Raw genomic sequence first — 19957 nt, 5'->3', positions numbered from 1 at the left:
ATAAAAAAGCATCTCGCTTCGAGATGCTTTTTTATTAAAATATAAAATGATAACCCGGGAAGTGAACCGGGATTATTGCTTGGCTTTTACTCAATCTCATTTCTAAAGACTAATATTAATGACAGTATTGAACTAGCAATAAATAATAGTGAAGGAAGAATGAACCAACTATTTATTCTTTTATAATTATTTGGATCATAAACTCCAGTTAGAAAAATTAAAGCTATAAATAGACTTATAAAACAAAATGCTAAAAGATATCTTTCTTTATATCTGTTGCATGATAAAAATACTATAAAAGTTCCTATAAGAAATACCATTCCTAAGCCTTCCCATAAAATTCCATGTTCGGGGTTTAAAATATCAGAAATAAATTGATATAATGACATCAATATAATTCCTATATTGAGTGTATCATGTTGATGTATACCTTGTGTAAACAAAAAGGCAATTACTGCGATAATTTTGAGAATTTTTACAATCATTATTTACAATTTAGTGGATTTATATCATTTGAAAAAAAAAATAAATAAAAATCACTAAAAAAAGCACCTGTTTTAAGAGGTGCCTTTTTATCTATAATTTACTTATTAAACTATTTTTTTTGTTGATCTTCCCATTCAAAATGCTGCTCAATTCCAAGACGAACTGAAGTGATTTTTCCTGTACTTCCACTAACTTTGCTATTATTTAAGAAATTGGTGTTAGTATTATCCTTTCGAATAACATAGTCTTTCATTTTAACTTTTGTAAAGTTAGGGAAATCCGGATTGTATTCAACTTTAGATGTATCATTTAAGTTAACTTTCACAGCTTTCCATAGATTAAAATCTTTTCCGTCAACTCTAACATCTAGAATTGCTCCAGGTAATCCAAAAAATTTAAATGGACCCACAGAATATGGGATTTCTTTAGCGAAGTAGGCAGTTATTGGTGAACCTCTAAAAATTGCAGTTGCTTTTGTACATTCGTACCCAAGTATTTTTCTGGTCGATTCCTTTTCAATTTTCCAATTAATTTCAGGAACTTTATCATATACAAAATAATAATCCTCAGCATTATCTCTAACAAATGAAGTAAAAAAGAAATTTCTATCATTTGTAGTATTATCTATTGTAGAAATAAAATAAAAGTCTTGAGTTTTTTTATTTTTATTGAAACTTGGATCTGTCCACATAATGTTTCCGTCTTGTTTTGATATAACCTTTGTTCCATTAGTGTAAAGATCTTCATAAACGTTAGCAATTGGCGATCTAACATTTAAGTATTGTATATGTATCTGTTTTTGTGCGGATATAGCCCCAAAAAACAGAAGAAAAAAAAGAAAAAGAAATTTGTTCATTATAGATTCTTTGGGTAATTTTTAGGTGTTAGTTAAGATCAGTACTCGCTCCTTGAGGTTTAACATTATATCCTTTTGACTTTAAATCCGCTATTACACCAGCTTGGTAAGCCATGCATGAATTTAAGTTTGGTTGATCAGACGTAAACCATTGTTGTCCTGTAGCTTCTCCTGATGAGTTATAGTATGTTACCATAACCCCACATAGTTGAAAAGCTACTTTAGCTGTTTTAGCTGCCTTCTTTTCAACTTTAGTTTCTGAAGTACCTTTAGCACTTACAAACCCAGCAACTCCTATGGTTGCGATTAAGATTAATTTTTTCATGAATTGTTTTTTTTGATTAATTATTAATTAATGATCATTTCAAAAGTATTAAAATAAATCATACAATGATGAATTTATTTTTTATGTTAAGTATTTTTATTCTAATACTTTGTACATATTTACCAAAAAGTTTTTTAAATAAATTGCGGAAACCCGTAATGAATATTTTGGATGTTTGCACTTGGGGGAATTTTTCTTATTATTTTCTTTTTACGAAGACTAAACAATATACAGGCGACTGCTTTCTGACAAAGTTTCATAGTATAATAAAGCCAGGAGTTTTTTACTTTACATTGAAATTATAAAAACTGATTTGAGGGTTTTATTTAAAAAAAAATCAAAATTCATTGAGTTAAGTTTGTAATTATGATGTTGTTTTTAATGTTTTGTGAAAATGTACTACCTGTGTCATAGATTAAATTTTGGAAATAAAAAATATCTTATACTATAATATTGCATATCGAATTTTATGGTTGTTAATCAGTAATATGAGATCATTTACAATAATGTAACACTTCTGTCATAGGTGGAATTTTGAAAGGAAAATATTTTATGATGTAGTTTTGTACATTAGATTTTTTGACGATGATATGACATCATTTTTAATCAATCTATAATTTTATAAAACACACGAAAATGAAAAAATTATTATTTTCAGCAGCATTAGTTGCTTCTCTAAACATGTATTGTCAAGTAGGTATCAATACTCCATCACCCGCATCTACTTTTGACATCAAAGCAAAAAATGCAACAGGAACTTCAACGAATGTAGATGGGCTTATAATCCCAAGAGTGGACCGACAAAGAGCTCAAAGTATGACCAATATTCCTAACTCTACTCTGATTTATATAAATGACATTGCTACTGGGTCACAAACCGGAAATGCCATTAATATAGATACTGTGGGATATTATTACTTTGATGCCACCAATGTATGGACAAAGCTGAATCCAGGCAGCAATCCCAAAAATATTTACAATGCAGATGGAACGCTTACAGGAAACAGAACTGTAAAGCAAGATGCTAATACATTGAACTTTACCGGAACCGCAGTAAATGCTTTTTCAGTAGATGATGGATCTCTTTCTGTGGATGCCGCTAACAACAGGGTAGGAATAGCCACTATTGCTCCGACTAATCCTCTGGACGTAAACGGAACGGCAAGAGTAAGAACTATAGATAAGGAGCCAGCAGGCTTGGGAGCTAACATTATATCTCCTGTGTATGCACGGCCTGACGGAGTTCTGGTGAAACCATCTACTACTGACCATTTTGGGGAGCTTAGATCGAATAGTGCTTATGTAAAACCCAATACAGATGCAACTATGTTTTTGAATATTGGTGCTGGAGGGATCTATAAAGTTATTATTTCCTCAATTAATGGTTGTGGGGGAGGAACTATAGCAGAGTATTATTATTCTAATTTTGCGGGTAATAATTTTATTGCTATTAATGGTTTGGGAGGAATGACACATTCTGGTAGTGAGACCCAAAAATCTCCTACATTTAGCAATCCTTCAAGAGATGTTGTCCAAACTTCTTGGACAGGTATATTACCTTGTCAGTCAGGGGGGAACTCTACTGCCTTTAACTATACTTTAACTGCTGATGCAACTTCGTTGAATATCAAGAACACAGGAAATATCACACAAGAATTTTATATAAGTCTCGTTAGATTATATTAAAAAATAATAATTTATAAATGTTTTATGATTAAAATATTTGTTTTAATTACAATATAAAAAATTAGAAAAAGACAATTCAATTGAGTTGTCTTTTTTAGTTAATTTAATTTTTCAGACCCCGTTTTGTGGGAAATTATTTTTTAATTCTATTTTTGAAAGGGAACTATTCAGTGGCAGAAATTGAAATCAATTCTTTTTCGATTTTTTCAGCCATAAGGGATTGCCAAATGCATTAACATCAGAATCGACATCTAAATACTCTGATCTTTTACAGTGTTTGCATTCTCTTTCAGTATTTCTAGTATATTTCCATTGATGGATATTTAAAAAGCAATGTAATTTTTTCATCATAAATTTTCTGCAAACAAAATCAATTTATCCATGAGATAATTACAGGTTCCGTAATCAGGCTAAAAAATAGAAAATTAAGTGCTAAATAAAAAGCAACCCCTGCCAATACAAAGGTTGCTATTATTCTGAAAGCCTAAAATTCAAGGTGTACTCAAACAATACAATTTCTACTGAAATATCAATAGATTTATTTTTTTAAATAAGATTGAAATGAGCATTGGATGAACTAAAACACCGGAGTCTATCATCATTTTATCCTACAAAGGAGTATAGATAATAGACATGATTGCGTTTTCTTCATAAAAAGAATCTGTTCCTCCGGCAATAATATTACCTTTAACGGTATCACCAGGACTAAGTTTTAAGGATAAAACCTGGTTTACAGTGTACTTGTTATTGGCAAGTACAAGTCCTCCTGAACTTTGAGAAAACGGTGTTGTTAAGATTACAAAATTAGCACTCGGATTACTGAAATCAGACAATAAAATACTTCCGGAAATCTGATAAACCCCTGATTTATTAACAGTAAAAGTATTAGTACCTGCATTCCATGAACCTATTGCGGAGTTAGGACTGATATCAATCGTATCAAAACTTACCCCGTTGACAGTGTTGTTACCTGATAATAGAGTAGTACCCGGAGTATTTAATCTGACACTTAAAACAGTGGTAGGAATTTTAAGTTCAGTAGTTAATACGTTCGGGTCAATTTCATAGAGATCACCATTGGTTTGGGTGATAACCAATTTGGATGTGCCAAGAACAGACGCTACAGGTGTTTGTCTGATTCTTGCGGTACCGTTGACATCCAATGTCTGAGTAGGAGCTGGAGTGTTAATCCCTACTTGGGAGAATATGGTATTGGAGGCCAATACCGTTGCGATAATAATAAGGTTTTTTTTCATAGTGCACATGCTTATAACTGCGTCGCAAAATTATATGTAGTGTTTGTAAAAACAGGAAGGAATTTAATAACTTTTTTCTATTGTCTCATTATGATATTATAATATAATATACCATTAACAAAAGGAAAATAGGAGGAATGGAGTCTTTTCTAATAATTGGAAAATGTATCGTGCTTATATTCAATGTATTTTTAAAATCTATTATTTCATATTAATTGGAAATAGAATCTTACATTAGAGGTTAATATTAAATGAAAATTAAGTAAATGAGAAAAATATTGTTTGTTATCATCACAATAGTAAGTGTTATGATAACAAAAGCACAAACCATAGAATCCGGCAGCCGAAGCACTAGTGGTTATATTAAAAGTGATGGGACTATCGAAAACAGCAGTCGGTCAACCGTAGGGTATATCAAAAGCGATGGTACTATTGAAAATAGCCACCGTTCTACGATTGGCTATATTAAAAGTGATGGAGCTATTGAAAACAGCAGCCGTTCCACGGTAGGCTATGTGAAGAAAGACGGAACAGTAGAAAATAGCAGCCGTTCTACTTTGGGGTATATTAAAGATGATGGAACCGTTGAAAATGCAAGCCGCAGTACAATAGGCTATGCCAGAGGTATTCAAAAAGAATGGGCAGCTGTGGTATATTTCTTTTTTAAGCTATAGAAAACCGTTTATAATTTAAAAATTTGCCGTTATTTTTTTTTAATAATGTATGAATAGTAAAGAACACACTAATAAAAATAATATCTTTTTCTTGTTGAAAACTGTCATTTATACGATTGGTTTTCTGTGTTTGGTAGGGATATCAAGAATCTGGATAGGTCCCAAAGAAAATTGGAATCAGATGATAGAAAATGAATTTATTCCGGCTATTATCATGAGAACTGTATTTTTGACCGTCGCAGGATTATTGTTTTTAGGATTATCTTTAATGGTAAGTAAAATCTATAAGAAAGAGAACCATTTTTCGAAAGAATTGGTTAGTTTATTATTGCTTTCTTTCACGCTGAATTTAATAATGATGTTGGGTCTCATCAGATAATAAGCTATAATAAAACATAGCTGTTTTTTATTCCTAAGATTGAAATGTTACATAAAATGAGCTTTATATAGAAAAATTTCCTAAATGTGGTAGGGCATAAGCCCCTATTGGCGTATAAATTGATACTACAAACTGAATTGAATTTTGATGACTAATGACTAGAACGACTGTAACTCTGATTTTCTTTTTAAGTGGTTTTTCCTTTTTAAATGCGCAGGAGAAAAAAGACTCGCTATACTACAAAATAGAAGAATTTTCGGATAAAAGAAAAGTAACCAAATTCATTCACCGTTTTATATTCCGTAGAGAACCGGATTCTACTTCTGTCAGCTCCAGAACGGAGAAACTTTCGCAGGAGGCTTACAACAAAAAACATATCAGAAATATCAGGATAGAAACCATTGATCCTTTTGGTTATAATTCCAAAGACAGTAAAGAAAGATCCAGATGGTATGATTGGGTTGCAGATCATCTTCACGCCAGTACCAAAAAATCTACAGTTGATAACTATCTGCTTTTTAAAGAAGGGGAAGAATACAATGCTCAGAAACTGTATGAATCCGAGCGTTTACTGAGAACCATGCCTTTTATAAACAGAGTGAATATAAGTGTTTCAGACAGTACTTCCAGCAAAGATTCTATTGATGTAGTAGTAAAAGTTCTTGACTCCTGGAGCCTGAAGCCGAGAATCAGTTATTCCGGAAGTAAGATCGGTTTGGGAGTTACCGAAGAAAATGTATTGGGATTAGGCCATACCTTTGATTTCCTTTACAGAAATGATTCCAAAGAACATCAGAACTATCTTATGGGAAGCTACACTTCTTATAACCTTTTTGGTACTTATATCAGTGCTCAGCTTCTCGGGGAAAGGGACTTTTCTAAAAATGAAAGAATCAATTTTAGTTTGAGAAGAGACTTTTTCTCTCCTTTGACGAAATGGGTAGGTGGCTTTACTTTCGAATATTTTATGCGGCATGTTTTACTTCCGGTAGAAACCAGCACTACTTTTCCGGAAGTTCAGATCAAAGTCTACAGCCAGGATGTATGGGGAGGGTATCAGATTCCCGTTTCATCAGATCCAAGCGAAAAAGTATCCAGTAATATTGCTATTATAGGGAGATTTCAGAATTATCAGTACAAAGACAGCCCCGGAATTGATCAGTATAAATATTTCAGCTCCTACAACAGCTTTCTGATGTCCGTTGGGTTTATTCAGAGAAACTTTTCCGTTCAGAGAAATATTTTCCAGTATGATCTTCCTGAAGATATAGCTTATGGTAATTCTGTGAATATTATTGGAGGAGGTTTATCCAGAAATAAAGAAGTGAACCCTTATGTAGGGATTTCCGCATCATATGGTACTTTTACAAAGCTGGGATACTTTACTGTGAAAGGGCAGTTTGGAAGATTTTTTAATGAAGACAGCCAGAATAGAGAATCTTTCCGCTTTGATGCCACTTATTTTACAAATCTTATGGATTGGAAATTCGCCAAAGCAAGACATTTCTTTTCACCTACTTTAGCCTTGGGAAATCCACAGCATAATTATTCTTATAAAGACAGAATCAATCTTTCTTCTCCCGATGAGTTTCCTGTGTACAATTCGGATTATATCGGGACTAAAAAATTGGTTTTAAGATATCAGCTTCAGCTGTTTGTGAACAAAACATGGAAGAATTTCCATTTCAGCCCTTATTTAACTGCTGCAGTGGGATGGCTGGGAATGCCTGATGATAAACTGTTCAAAACAAAAGCGAATACCAAAGTAGGGATAGGTGTATTAATAAATAATTCATATCTGGTTTTCAACAGAATTCAAATTTCGTTCACGTATTATCCGCGTGTTCCTTTTGATAATAATTCATTGTTTGATTTTAACAGTAACAGGAATAATCTTCTGCCAATGAATAATTTCGCGACAGATGTTCCGCACTTTGTGAACTTTGGGAATTGATAATGGGAGCAATTTAAATTCCTCCCATTACAAACATATTTTCCATGGTAGGAACGTTACTTCCACCTTCTTTTTCGAGCGTAATGGCAAAAGCCTGAGCATTTGATATATTGGCCAAAGCAATATTGCTGTCTTTATCCTCGGTGTACATACCTGCACTCACAGGTTTTCCGTCTTCAATAGCCCAAAGCTGATACTGCATTCCTTCAGGGGCTTTAGGAAGTTTCTCAGCATTCAGATACACTTCTTTTGTTTTTTTATCCCAGAAAACCATAGCTTTTGCGTCTGTATGTTTTTCCACCCCTTTTAGCATCACCATCTGCATATCAGGATTAGAGAACATATCAAGTTTCTGATTCATTCTTTTCATTTGCTGATTCTGATGCTTTGTTTCTGCAGCCAGTAAAGCCATTTCTTTTTTATCAGATGACTGAGAATTCATCATGAATAAATTTCCGGCAACACTGATCAGGAATAATACGGAAGCCGCTATTGCATACGTTTTCCAATGGGTATTTCCCGTGATAATCACTCTTTCTGTGGTTTCTCTATGATCTTTTGTTTCAGGAGTATCTGTTGATAGAACAGGAGTTGCTTCTTCAACAGTCTGTTCCTGCTGAATCTTATTCCAGATCTTAGATTTCAAATCACTTGGAGGTGTTACAGCCTGAGCTGTAGCAAGATGTTCCAAAGTCTTTTGTGCTTCTTCAAAAGCCGCTTTTACTTCAGCATTATTCTTCATCACACACTCCAAAATCCCCGCTTCCTCAGGAGAAGCATGGCCAAGAATATAAGATTCTATAATTCCGGATGATATGTATTCTTTAGTGTTCAATTTATTTTATTGATAATCTTTTAGCAAATCTTTTAATTTCATCAGTGCATTCCGCATTTTCGTTTTTACCGTTCCCAGCGGAATCTTCAGTTTTTCGGATATTTCATTTTGGGTATATCCCTGATAATAAGCAAGATTTATAAGTTCCTGCTTGTCACTCTCCAGACCTTCAAGCACATTGTTAAATCCGATATAATCGGATGAATTATTAGTTGTTGAAAGCTCTGTAGAATTATATACGAAATCTGGAAGTGATTGGTTTTTAAGTTCATTCTGAAATCCTTTAGACTTTAAATAATCAATAGCCGTATTCCTGGCGATATTGAGCATCCACGTATAAAATCTCCCTTTGGAAGCATCATACTGATGGATAGAATTCCAGATTTTAACGAAAACATCCTGAATAACTTCTTCAGTATATTCTTTAGACTGAACGATTCGGAGAATGATTCCGTACAACGCACCGGAATAGTGGTCATACAGGTAATGAAAACCGGTTTCGTTTTTTTCTTTTAATAAAACGATAAGTTCCTCTTCCGAATAGGTTGTTTTAATAGCGTTTATTTTTCTTTTCAAATGTAATAAAATAAAACATATTCCCAATAAAATCTATATCAACTTTTATTTCGTACATGATTTTAAGTAAATAATTAAAAAATATTCAATATGAAAAATTTCACATCAAGAGCTGTACTTATCTTTTGTATTGCTTTCTCCATAAACTCCTATAAAGCCCAGAGCCAGCTTTTTAAAATTAAAAATCCTTATTACTCCCATACTGCAGAAAATCTGCTCAAAGTAAGTAATACTGAATGGAAAAAGATTTTAAAACCGGAACTCTATCAGGTTGCACGGGAAGGAGCAACAGAAACTGCTTTTACAGGGAAGTATTATGAATTTGATGAAAAAGGCACATACTATTGTGCTGTGTGTGGAAATCCTCTTTTTATTTCAACTTCAAAATTTGCAACTACCTGTGGATGGCCTTCTTTTTATCAGCCTATCCGTAAAAACAGTGTTAAATACAGAAATGATACTTCTTATCATATGGAACGTACAGAAGTATTGTGTGGAAGATGTGATTCTCATCTGGGACATGTCTTTGATGATGGCCCGAAACCGACAGGAAAACGGTTCTGCATGAATTCTATCTGTCTTGAATTCATTCCTAATAAAAAATAACGAATTGAAAACCAGCTGTTTAAAATAAATTTCATTTTTTTTCAATCTAAAACAAAACCAACCTCGTAAATGACATTAAAAGCACAATTAAATATAATTAATTAAAAAATCAACGCAATGAACACACAGTCAAAAATCACAGTTTTAGCAATGGTAGCTTTATCATTTGCATTCAGCGGAAAGGTAACTGCACAAACGATGAAAGAAAAAACAGTAATGGTAGGAGGAGCTCCAATGTATCCATCCAAAAATATCATTGAAAACGCTGTCAATTCCAAAGACCACAAAACTCTTGTTGCAGCAGTGAAAGCTGCCGGTTTGGTAGAAACATTACAGGGAGCAGGCCCATTTACAGTATTGGCACCTACAGATGCTGCCTTTGCAAAACTTCCGAAAGGAACAGTAGAAAGTCTTGTAAAACCTGAAAACAAAGCAACACTTACCAGCATCCTGACTTATCATGTTCTACCGGGAAGATACAGTGCAAAAGAAATCTGGGCTGCTGTAAAAGCCGGTAATGGAAAAAGCATGATGAAAACAGTACAGGGAGAAGATCTTACTTTCTGGACCAAAGGAAAAGACCTTTACATTAAAGATGCTAAAGGAAATAGTGCGAAAATGACTATTGCAGATGTGAACCAGTCTAATGGAGTGATTCATGTAATCGATACGGTTTTAATGCCATAACAATTGATAAGATTTCAGACAGCATATTTTCAGTATGCTGTTTTTCTTCTTTTATCCTAACACTAAAAAAATAATAGTATGAAAAAGACAATTCAGGTTTCTAATCAGGGTGCAACCCTTGATACCAGCAGAAGAAACTTTTTAAAATTAGGAGGAGTAGGATTGGCTATCGCAGGCCTTACCATCATTGGGTGTAATGATGATGATGATTTCCAAATCATGGAAGAATCCAAATATGATTTGGGGACAGGAGATGTAGGCGTATTAAACTATGCTTATGCACTCGAACAGCTGGAAGCAGATTTTTATACCAAAGTGGTCAACAATTTTTATTCGGGAATTTCTACTATTGAGAAAGAAGTTTTTACAGACCTCTATCATCATGAAGTGATTCATCGTGATTTCTTTAAAGCAGCCATTAGCGGTGCTACAGACCATGTGCTTCCAAAACTTGAATTTCAGTATCCGAATGTGAATTTTAATGATCGTAATTCAGTTTTAGCCACAGCAAAAGCATTGGAAGATACGGGAGTAGCAGCCTATAATGGAGCCGGAAAGTATATTTCCAATCCTGCTTATCTGGTGATTGCCGGTAAAATAGTTTCAGTGGAAGCAAGACATGCTTCTGCAATCAGAAATTTAATCAATCCCGGATCTGCTGATTTTTCAGGAGATGATGTGATAGATGCCAACGGACTTGATTTGGCAAAAGAGCCCAAAGATATTGTAATGGCCGCCGGAGCATTTATCAAAACACCTTTTACCTGGAAAGAAAGGGGTATTAATTAATCATTCACCTTAAAAAATTACATTATGAATATTCTTAGATTACTGGATAAGCTTTCTTATGATAAATTTTTCACCACGGAAGCTTCAAGACTGGAAACCATTACGAATATGTCATTATTCGGAAAAAAAGCAGCTACAGCAGCTGTACCGCTTGGGCTGGGAGCGTTGATGACTACTTCTGCCAAAGCAGAAACTACAGTAACAAAATTAACAGGCACTGCCTTGAAAAGTACGCTGACAGATGCCCTGCAGCTGGCACTTGTATTGGAATATCTCGAAAATGAATATTACAGCATTGGATTATCTACACCAGGATTGATTCCCAACGGAGACAGAACGGTTTTTATGCAGATTTCAAAGCATGAATCAGCCCATGTCAGCTTTCTGAAAAGCACCCTTACTTCTTTAGGAACAACACCGGGTAATAAACCAACTTTTGACTTTACAGCCAGCGGAAACTTTATGCCCTTTACAGATTATAACCAATTTCTTATTCTCGCTCAGGCCTTTGAAGATACAGGAGTAAGAGCTTATAAAGGACAGGCCGGAAATGTAATGTCCAATAAAGTTGTACTTCAGGCTGCATTGCAGATCCACTCTGTGGAAGCAAGACATGCTTCACAGGTAAGAAGAATGAGAGCCAATAAAGGATGGATTGAGCTTGCCAACGGAGGAAACATGCCTTCAGCAACCAATCCGGTCTATGTCGGAGAAGACAATGTCAATCAGGCAGGTTATAATACAGGAACTTTATTTGGAGCAGCAGCAGGTTCTGCTGCTTATGACGAAATTTTAAGTGGCAGCGATGCACAGGCTATTGCTTCACTGTTCATAGTTTAGTTGTGATTTGGATGATGATCAAGTGGTGCGCCCATTTCCGGAAAACCCGGAAATGGGCTTTTTGTTATTCCTTATTGAGGTGAAAATTCTTAAATAGTATAAAACAGTTGATACAAGCAGATTTATTACAATTAATCAGATTGTATGAGCATACAGAATTGATTTCTACAGCTTTAATAAATAAAGTTGAGGTAAATAAAAAATCCCCAGTGGTCCTGGGGATAAAAACTAATAACCATGAAACTCAAATTAATGAGATAATCAAGCCGCAAATGTATTGAAAAAGATTCAAAATCCCATTATTTTGAATTATTTTTTTCTGATTTTTTTTGATCCTCACACAAAATTTCTATGGTTGCTATGCTGAGAATAATAGGTAAGATCGAATTCTGATTTCATTTAAAGAATATAAACTTCCCTCACAAAAAAGAGGGAAGATTTTCAATCAAAATGTCATAAGACAATTTGATAACTACACCATAACATCTATTTTCACATTAATATTCCCACGGGTAGCTTTAGAATAGGGACATGTTGCATGGGCAGCTTCCACAACTTTTCTGGCTTCATCTATCGGCAGACCCGGCAAATGAATTTCTAAATGAGCCTGAAGGAAAAATCCGTCATCGTTGGTTGCCAGATCTACAGATGTATTGACAAACATATTTGAAGGAAGGGAAATTTTCATTTTAGAAGCCCCTAAATGCATAGCTCCTATAAAACAAGCTGACCAGCCTGCTGCCAATAACTGCTCCGGATTTGTTCCGTTGCCTTTTGCTCCGGGAGATGTGAGTTCAACATCTAACTTTCCGTCACTGCTTTTCGCTTTTCCATCACGCCCTCCGATTACGACAACTTTTCCGGAATACAGCACTTTGCTGATGTTTATTACATGAGAATTCTCTACTTCCTGAATGGTATTTGATTCCATAATTTTTTATTATTTAGGTTAAATGATACTTATTGATCTGTTGTATTGTTAAAGTTTTTTTCTTAAATCTTTAAAAGCAGCTCTAAGTTCTTCCGTAAAAACTTGTGGCTGTTCCCATGCTGCAAAGTGTCCGCCTTTTGGAGCTTTATGGTAATAATATAAGGTAGGATAGGCACGTTTTGACCAGCTTTCTGGAGCCTGATAAATTTCGTGAGGAAATACAGAAATAGCCACTGGAACTTTAATATCTTTCGTTTTCTGTGCTTCAGAGCTGAAATTGTTCTTATTATTTTCCCAATAAAATCGGGAAGAAGAAGCTCCGGTATTGGTAAGCCAGTAAAGCGTAATATCATCCAGAATAGCATCACGCCCAATTACATTTTCAGGATGAAGGTCACTTTCACTCCATTCCGCGATCTTTTCATAGAGAAAAGCCGCCAAAGCACTTGGAGAATCAGAAAGTAAATAGCCTGTTGTCTGAGGACGCGTTACCATCATTCCTCCATATGCTGCATTTCTTCCAAAAAATGTACTCATTGCATTATACGCCTGTGCTTCTGAAGCGGAAAGTCCGGCAGGAACAGGATCTCCTGCATTGATAGGTTTTACAAGCTCAGCAGGAATCGTAGCCGGCATTGTAAGATGAATCCCCAAAAGACCTGAAGGAGCCTGCTTTGCCAAAGCATCAGATATTACAGAGCCATGATCACCACCTTCAGAAACATATTTCTTATAGCCCAGTCTTTTCATCAGAACATCCCAGGCACGGGCAACATGGTCAGGATTCCAGCCCAGCTCAGTTGGGATTTCTGAAAAGCCATAGCCTGGAATTGCAGGTATAATCACATCAAAGGCATCACTTGCTTTTCCTCCGTGTTTTACAGGATCTGTAAGAGGATCTATCGCATTAATAAATTCAAGCGGAGAACCAGGCCAGCCATGAGTAAGGATCACAGGCATTGCATTGGATTCTTTTGAACGAACATGGATAAACTGAATATCAATGCCATCAATTTTGGTCACAAACTGTGGAAGAGCATTTAATCTATTTTCCACTTTTCTCCAGTCGTATCCATTGCCCCAGTAGGTTATCAGTTCTTTTAACTGAGCCAGTTGAATTCCCTGAGAAGCATCTTTTACAGTTTCTTTATCCGGAAAGCGGGTCTCGGAAATTCGTCTTTTAAGTTCATCTAGCTGAGACTGCGGAATATTGATGTGAAACGGGCGAATACTTGTATCAGAATTCGATAATACAGTATTTGTCTTATTGATCTGGGCGTTAGAAACTGCTGGAATATTCAGAGTAAAAGCCGCTGCTAAAAATAGGGTTGAGATTGTTGTTTTCATTGCTTTGTTGTATTAGATTTTAGATCTGTTTTCTTTTTTGATGAGACAAAATTAGGCCCTGGAAAACGGCTGGTAAATGAGTAATTTATTCAAGTAGTCATATTTTGCAGTGAAATAGACATTACAGAAGGTGAACAGAAAAATAAGATAAGAAGGAGTGAGGTGGTAAAGAAAAACTGAGGAAAGTAAGCAGGCTGTCCGATTCAGAAAAAGATAAAAAAATAAGCTCCGTTCTTTGAAGGACGGAGCTTATTTTTTGACTGTATTTTTTTGGAAAACTATCCGTGAGCTTCTACGGATACATCATTCCATTCTTCCCAAAGTTTTAGTCGCTGTTCGTAATTGTGTTTTACAAACGGAAGAGCCACCTTTCCAAGTAATAAACGTAAAGGAGGATTTTCAGTTTCCGCCAATTTAATCAGTGCCGGTACAGTAGCTTCTACCTCTCCAAAAGAAGTTTCAGATTCAGAGAACGCCTTTTTAACGCCATCATAAACCGGATTGCTTTGAGTATTGATTCCCGTATGCCAGATATTGGAAGCATAACCATTAGGCTCTACCAAAGTAACATGAATACCAAATTCTTTCACTTCTGTTGCTAAAGTTTCGCTTAAACCTTCTAGTGCAAACTTAGAAGCATTATAAAGTCCCATAGTAGGTAAGGTTGCTAGTCCCAAAATAGATGACACCTGAATGATATGACCGCTTTTCTGATCCCTCATGATAGGAAGTACCGCCTGTGTAAGCCATAATGTTCCAAAGAAATTTGTTTCGAACTGTGCTCTGGCTTCCTGTTCGTTTGTTTCTTCAACAGCACCCGTTAAAGCGTAACCCGCATTGTTGATCAGGATATCAATGCGGCCAAAATGCTGATGCACTTTGTGAACTACCGCCAAAGATTCTTCTCTTTTATCTACATCTAAAGTTAAAGTCAATACAGAATCTCCATATTTTTCCTTTAAATCTTTAAGTGTTTCTACATTTCTGGCAGTTGCTGCCACCTGGTATCCTTTTGCTAAAAATGCTTGTGCCCATGCTTTTCCGAAACCTTTTGATGCACCTGTAATTAAAACTGTTTTTGACATTGTTTTGTTTTTTTAATTGATTGTTATGATTATATTTTGTTTAAGTTTCATTCTTCTAATGACCGATCGGTCATATTTTGAATAAAAAAAATTATATGCTATTTTCCTCTATCATTTTTTTCAAATTGTTACTAATAATTTCCATTCTATCATTATTACCGGACATTCTGGACATCAGGTGGCCGCCTTCAAGCATAGCAAAGAGAACCGTTGCAAAATCTGCCGGATTCCAGTCTGCTCTGAATTCTTTATTAAAAATTCCTCTCTCAATAATACCGGAAAGCAATTCCTGTCCCTGCTTAATAGCACGATTTACTTTTTCCTTTACTACAGGATTTGTATCATCAGCTTCCGTTCCAAAATTGAGCAAAGGACAGCCTCCCGCAACCGGTGGATGGTTGGGGTCACTAAAGAAATCAATATAAGCAAATAATTGTTGTTTGGACGTTTTACATTGGCTTAAAGCTCTTTGAAGTTTGTCACTTAATATTTTCATATTATGCTCCACAGCAGCACAGGCAAGAACTTCTTTATTTTCGAAGTGAACATACATGCTGCCTTTAGACAATCTGGTTGCCTCCATAATATCACTCATAGAAGTAGCTGCAATCCCTTTTGTATTAAAAATAGGTGCTGCTTTTTCTATAATGAACTGTCTGGTTTCTTCCCCTTTTGCCATGATAATGCTAAATAATTATACAAGTATATGACCGATTGGTCATAAAAACAAGATTTTATATGTTTTTTTTGAATTTGAAATTTTAAATATTTGTTAATCAATTATTTAAAATTAATTTTAATAATATAAAAACCTCTGAAATAGAGGCTTTTTGTTTATGAAATTGTAAAAAATCCCAACTAAAAAAATCAATTTTATAAAAAAAATTAAAAATTAATTCTTAGAGAGTTGGGGATATAAATGGAAAAGTAATACTAAGCTATGAAATATATAAAATTTAATGATTGTTTTGTGTAATATAAAAACAAATCCTTTATTCATCATCCAATTAATAAATCAATTATTTTTCATCTGTGTCTTAGAATCGTAAGCTTATGAAAAAGTGAAAAGGATAGCATATATTTAGTAGAGGGAAATAAAATATATGCAACTAATGACTATTTTTAATGTACGGAAATATAGCTTTTGATCAGTATTTTTTAATCCATTTGTATAAAGTAGTTTTTGGGATTCTGTATTCTTCTATTATTTGTTTTTTTTGTTTTTTCATTTGTTTTTAAAAGGGTCAGTATAAATTCTATCATTTCTACGGTATAGATGTTTTTCCTGAATTCCGGAAGCTGTGCTTTTTTGTCGTCTTTTGCCTTTTGATAAAACTCTGAAGATGAAGGTGGAGAGTAGAGCACAAGATGCTGGGAGTAAATTCTGAAAAAATCATAAGCCAGCAGCTTACTCCATTTTAGAAGAATTTCTGCATCCAAAGACTTGCTTTGGTACATCTGTGCCAGTTCCTGGTTACCGCATTTCATGAAGTTCATGACTCTATCTGAAGAGAAACCGGTTTCCTCTACTCGTTTTTTGTATCAATTCACCAATATGGATATCTTTAAAAAGCATAATGAAAGTGATTTTAATAGAAGCATCTTTTGCAGTATGACAAAAGATGCTTTTTGAAAATATTAATTGGTGTTTTTAATTGTTATACACCAAAATTTGCATTTTAGTAAGCATACATTCTACATCTTGATCATATCCACCAAAAGTACTGGGTACCCAATTGAGAATGGCGTTTCCTCTCCATGCGGTATACTGAACTTTAAAAGTATAAGTACCTGGACCTATTGACACGGATTTTAAAAAAGTTACAGGTATAGGCATACTATTTAATCCTGCTAAGGTATAGGATGCGGGAGTAGCAGTTCCCTGGCTCATATTAGGAAAGATACCTGCTTTTGAAACGTAAGCTGATGATATTTTTGTTCCATCTTGAGTAAGAGACAAGACACCTTGCGAAGTCATACCGTCTTGTACTGATGCATATCCTAGAATCGTAAATAAAAGAGTTTGTGATTTTCCAGGAGGTACAGTTATAGTATAAGTTACACCCGGTACATCAATTGGGATAGGGGTACAGGAGGGTTGAGGAGAACAAGGGCTCGCCGTAGCTTGAGTTGTTCCCTGGACATAGACTGCACTGTTCACACTCCCACTTACTGTATTTAAAGTCTGCCAAGTTGGCGCAGCTCCTGGACCCCGAGAGGTCAAAATTTGCCCTGATGTTCCTGAAGAACCAGCTGTTGTGGCATTTCCGCCAACATTTACTTCGTTCACTACCTGTAAAGAACCATTAACGTGAAAGGTTTTTTGAGGAGTAGCAGTGTTAATGCCAACCTGCGAATACGCATTCAAAAAAGCCAGTAAAGCAGTGGGTAATAATAATTTTTTCATAATTGTAAAATTTTTATCCATTTGTTAGGCAGCTTGGATGTGCTGTAGATTATGTTTATGTGTTTTGTATTTGCAATATTACATTCTGAATTTTATATTACACAAATATTTGCCTATTACATAAATGTTACATTTATGTATCTATTTGATAATTAGATTTTTATTTTTAAATGGAATAAATGAATTGTGTTTAAAATATTCACATTAATGTGATATTTATAATATTTAATTAGCTCTTTTGTTTTGAATATTGAGGTATAGTAATCTGAAAAGAGGGCTTTTTTATACTACAAGGTGGCTTTGGCATATAAAACTTAGCCTTTTCTTAAGCTATGAGATAATAATTTGTAATGTTTGATTTTGGAAATAGCAAAAACATTTTTGGAATTAAATAATGATGAAAAAGCATTCCTTAAAAATAAATTAAAAACATAAAAGCCTTCAATGTTGTATTTGTGTTATATGTACGTAATATGAATGTTGTGGTTATGTTGTAGTTTTTTCTCTAGATATTATATCATTGCCTCTGAAAATAAAATTAGAGGTTTCAGATGATAATTAAACCTGTTTAAACTTTTATTTTTCTAAGGAAGAGAATTGAGAAAGCTAAATAATGTAGATTTATCCAAGTGATATTTAATGTTTCAAATCTCACCAATAAAGCTTTGAAATTATCTAGCCAAGCATTTGCTTTCTCTATTTTAAATCTTCTTTTATATAATTTTTCATCGAAATAATAATCAGTTTCTACATTACCATTACGAGGATTTGATTTTGTATTGGCTGTTATTTCCTTTTTTTCTAAAAAATCTCTACACGTTTTACTATCAAAGCCAGCATCAGCGTTAAGAAATAATCCTTTATGATCTATTGTGCTTCGGTCAAGAAGAGCTAAAATCTCTTCCAAGGTATCCTCAATAGTATAAAGATCATGATGTTATCCACTCATGGGTTTTCCCATTGAGATCATCTGTCCCTGATTATCGCAAAGAAAAATAATATTATTCGTTTTGCAATGTTTTCCGCCTTGATAGCCTACAGATTCTCCTCCTGTTCTGCTTCTGGTATGGCTGCCACCCAATTGAACACTAGACATATCAAGTAATCTTTTATTTTTGATAAGAAGATGAATCCAAGCCCTTTTAAAGCTACCATCCTTGCTCCATTTATTGAAATAATAGTAGATACTTTGCCAGCTTACTTTTTCCTTGAAAAAATATTCTTTAGGACTTAATTCTCTCCATTGACAGCCTGCTTTTAAACGCTTTATGATCAGTAAAAATACATTCAATACATTGAATCGGCTGGGAAAGCCTCTTTTTCCTTTGCTCAAGTGTGGGATCATCCACTTTTCTATTTTATATTTGTTTGATAGTTCCAGAATCTTAGGTTTTTGTTTTGCAACACTAATTTCCTTTTTTTTCTCGGAACTTTTTTAGGTAAATAAGTCTAAACAGGTTTATTAATTAAATAGTAAGCTTTTTTATTATCTGTAATTATTTTAGGGTTAATTTTTTAATTTAATATCAGTATAATTTTTTTTAGTTTTATATTTATTACATACAAATAGTTTACATGAATTAATACATGATGAAATTTATTATTTTATTTTTTCCCTTTTTGTTGTTCGTTCAGCCTAAAGCTACAAAGGCCGCTATTGATAAGAAACTGGAAAAATCCAATGCGCTGCTTATTGATGGGCATACAGATGAGATGATTGCATTGAATCTTTCGATACTTGATGATGCAAAGCATATCAATTATGCAGAAGGCAAATTGTCTGCATATTATAATTTAGCACTCGCTTTTTCTGTGCAGTACAGATATAATAAAAGCAACTATTATCTAAAGATGATGGAACCTGAGTTTAAGAATTCGAATGCCGAAGATCAGGAAATATCCATGAATATATTATACAGTATCAATTACAGAGGAATTAAAATGTATGATGAAGCCCTGAAAAAGCTAAAGAAGAATTTGGTGATAGCGGATCATTAAAAAAATGATTCTACCCGATATGCAATGAATGATCAATATGTCCATGTAATATCCCATTCTGTGCATATTGTGATAATTTTGTAGTATCAAAATAATTAAAAGGAGGTAAAAATAGAAATCAACCTTTTAATACTATGAATAATACTTATTATTATATATCATAAAAAGGCTCTGAAAAAGAGCCTTTTTACTTGAGGGAATAAAAATCCCCAACCAAAAAAATCAATTTCACTTGAGAAC

Annotated in this window: 23 protein-coding genes; 9 read left to right on the top strand and 14 right to left on the bottom strand. The window is 34.1% G+C overall.

All coding sequences use genetic code 11. The features are described 5' to 3' along the window. Positions 1-86: 86 nt before the first annotated feature. The 3 genes from LKL37_RS08165 to LKL37_RS08155 form a co-directional block, all read right to left on the bottom strand. Positions 87-485 (bottom strand): hypothetical protein, encoded by a 399-nt coding sequence (locus LKL37_RS08165; RefSeq protein ID WP_431610062.1) that lies wholly within the window; start codon positions 483-485, stop codon positions 87-89. A gap of 110 nt (positions 486-595) precedes the next feature. Further along, a complete protein-coding gene (locus tag LKL37_RS08160; protein WP_431610061.1) occupies positions 596-1342 on the bottom strand; it encodes a GLPGLI family protein in 747 nt (248 codons plus the stop codon). A gap of 28 nt (positions 1343-1370) precedes the next feature. Further along, a complete protein-coding gene (locus LKL37_RS08155; protein ID WP_431610060.1) occupies positions 1371-1667 on the bottom strand; it encodes a hypothetical protein in 297 nt (98 codons plus the stop codon). A gap of 636 nt (positions 1668-2303) precedes the next feature. Here LKL37_RS08155 and LKL37_RS08150 point away from each other — a divergent pair. Continuing rightward, positions 2304-3353: a hypothetical protein gene (locus LKL37_RS08150; RefSeq protein ID WP_431610059.1), complete on the top strand. Its 1050-nt coding sequence runs from the start codon at positions 2304-2306 to the stop codon at positions 3351-3353. Positions 3354-3961: 608 nt separating this feature from the next. Here the strand turns inward: LKL37_RS08150 and LKL37_RS08145 are convergent. After that, positions 3962-4609, bottom strand: a complete 648-nt coding sequence (locus tag LKL37_RS08145) for a hypothetical protein (protein ID WP_431610058.1) — start codon at positions 4607-4609, stop codon at positions 3962-3964. A gap of 266 nt (positions 4610-4875) precedes the next feature. Between LKL37_RS08145 and LKL37_RS08140 the strand changes: the two genes are divergently transcribed. The 3 genes from LKL37_RS08140 (at position 4876) to LKL37_RS08130 (ending at position 7616) form a co-directional block, all read left to right on the top strand. Further along, positions 4876-5283 (top strand): 5-fold beta-flower protein, encoded by a 408-nt coding sequence (locus LKL37_RS08140; RefSeq protein ID WP_431610057.1) that lies wholly within the window; start codon positions 4876-4878, stop codon positions 5281-5283. A gap of 49 nt (positions 5284-5332) precedes the next feature. Beyond that, positions 5333-5662 (top strand): hypothetical protein, encoded by a 330-nt coding sequence (locus LKL37_RS08135; RefSeq protein ID WP_431610056.1) that lies wholly within the window; start codon positions 5333-5335, stop codon positions 5660-5662. Positions 5663-5816: 154 nt separating this feature from the next. Next, complete coding sequence (locus tag LKL37_RS08130; RefSeq protein ID WP_431610055.1) at positions 5817-7616, top strand: POTRA domain-containing protein; 1800 nt, start codon at positions 5817-5819, stop codon at positions 7614-7616. A gap of 13 nt (positions 7617-7629) precedes the next feature. Here the strand turns inward: LKL37_RS08130 and LKL37_RS08125 are convergent, their stop codons facing one another. After that, on the bottom strand, positions 7630-8451 hold the full coding sequence (locus LKL37_RS08125; RefSeq protein WP_431610054.1) for an anti-sigma factor: 822 nt from the start codon (positions 8449-8451) through the stop codon (positions 7630-7632). Positions 8452-8457: 6 nt separating this feature from the next. Continuing rightward, positions 8458-9027, bottom strand: coding sequence for an RNA polymerase sigma factor (locus LKL37_RS08120; RefSeq protein WP_431610053.1), 570 nt, complete (start codon positions 9025-9027; stop codon positions 8458-8460). 90 nt (positions 9028-9117) lie between these two features. Between LKL37_RS08120 and msrB the strand changes: the two genes are divergently transcribed. From msrB to LKL37_RS08100, 4 genes are all read left to right on the top strand, one after another. Then, positions 9118-9633: a peptide-methionine (R)-S-oxide reductase MsrB gene (gene msrB / locus LKL37_RS08115; protein WP_431610052.1), complete on the top strand. Its 516-nt coding sequence runs from the start codon at positions 9118-9120 to the stop codon at positions 9631-9633. A 117-nt stretch (positions 9634-9750) separates the two neighbouring features. After that, complete coding sequence (locus tag LKL37_RS08110) at positions 9751-10320, top strand: fasciclin domain-containing protein (protein WP_431610051.1); 570 nt, start codon at positions 9751-9753, stop codon at positions 10318-10320. Positions 10321-10398: 78 nt separating this feature from the next. Then, positions 10399-11109 carry a ferritin-like domain-containing protein gene (locus LKL37_RS08105; protein ID WP_431610050.1) on the top strand — a complete coding sequence of 237 codons (711 nt, stop codon included), beginning with the start codon at positions 10399-10401 and terminating at the stop codon, positions 11107-11109. 24 nt (positions 11110-11133) lie between these two features. Next, complete coding sequence (locus LKL37_RS08100) at positions 11134-11949, top strand: ferritin-like domain-containing protein (protein WP_431610049.1); 816 nt, start codon at positions 11134-11136, stop codon at positions 11947-11949. Between the two features lie 472 nt (positions 11950-12421). Here the strand turns inward: LKL37_RS08100 and LKL37_RS08095 are convergent, their stop codons facing one another. The 8 genes from LKL37_RS08095 to LKL37_RS08060 all read right to left on the bottom strand — a co-directional run bounded on the left by LKL37_RS08095 (position 12422) and on the right by LKL37_RS08060 (position 19064). Continuing rightward, positions 12422-12880: an organic hydroperoxide resistance protein gene (locus LKL37_RS08095; RefSeq protein WP_431610048.1), complete on the bottom strand. Its 459-nt coding sequence runs from the start codon at positions 12878-12880 to the stop codon at positions 12422-12424. 48 nt (positions 12881-12928) lie between these two features. After that, complete coding sequence (locus LKL37_RS08090; protein ID WP_431610047.1) at positions 12929-14227, bottom strand: epoxide hydrolase family protein; 1299 nt, start codon at positions 14225-14227, stop codon at positions 12929-12931. A gap of 278 nt (positions 14228-14505) precedes the next feature. Next, positions 14506-15312: an SDR family NAD(P)-dependent oxidoreductase gene (locus LKL37_RS08085; RefSeq protein WP_431610046.1), complete on the bottom strand. Its 807-nt coding sequence runs from the start codon at positions 15310-15312 to the stop codon at positions 14506-14508. A 91-nt stretch (positions 15313-15403) separates the two neighbouring features. Further along, the gene (locus tag LKL37_RS08080) at positions 15404-15991 is read right to left on the bottom strand and encodes a TetR/AcrR family transcriptional regulator (protein WP_431610045.1); all 588 of its coding nucleotides are present in this window, start codon (positions 15989-15991) and stop codon (positions 15404-15406) included. Between the two features lie 479 nt (positions 15992-16470). Further along, a complete protein-coding gene (locus LKL37_RS08075) occupies positions 16471-16800 on the bottom strand; it encodes a transposase (protein WP_431610044.1) in 330 nt (109 codons plus the stop codon). A gap of 163 nt (positions 16801-16963) precedes the next feature. Next, a complete protein-coding gene (locus tag LKL37_RS08070) occupies positions 16964-17680 on the bottom strand; it encodes a hypothetical protein (RefSeq protein ID WP_431610043.1) in 717 nt (238 codons plus the stop codon). A 607-nt stretch (positions 17681-18287) separates the two neighbouring features. After that, on the bottom strand, positions 18288-18626 hold the full coding sequence (locus LKL37_RS08065; protein ID WP_431610041.1) for a transposase: 339 nt from the start codon (positions 18624-18626) through the stop codon (positions 18288-18290). 30 nt (positions 18627-18656) lie between these two features. Next, on the bottom strand, positions 18657-19064 hold the full coding sequence (locus LKL37_RS08060; RefSeq protein WP_431610040.1) for a transposase: 408 nt from the start codon (positions 19062-19064) through the stop codon (positions 18657-18659). Positions 19065-19306: 242 nt separating this feature from the next. On the opposite strand from LKL37_RS08060, the gene LKL37_RS08055 reads away from it, so the two are divergent. Further along, complete coding sequence (locus tag LKL37_RS08055) at positions 19307-19717, top strand: hypothetical protein (protein WP_431610039.1); 411 nt, start codon at positions 19307-19309, stop codon at positions 19715-19717. Positions 19718-19957: the final 240 nt, after the last annotated feature.

It is taken from the genome of Chryseobacterium sp. 'Rf worker isolate 10' (assembly GCF_050753305.1).
In the GTDB taxonomy this organism is placed as follows: Bacteria; Bacteroidota; Bacteroidia; order Flavobacteriales; family Weeksellaceae; genus Chryseobacterium.
The sequence above is the reverse complement of the archived record's forward strand: the minus strand, read 5'-3'. Positions and strand labels throughout refer to the sequence as shown.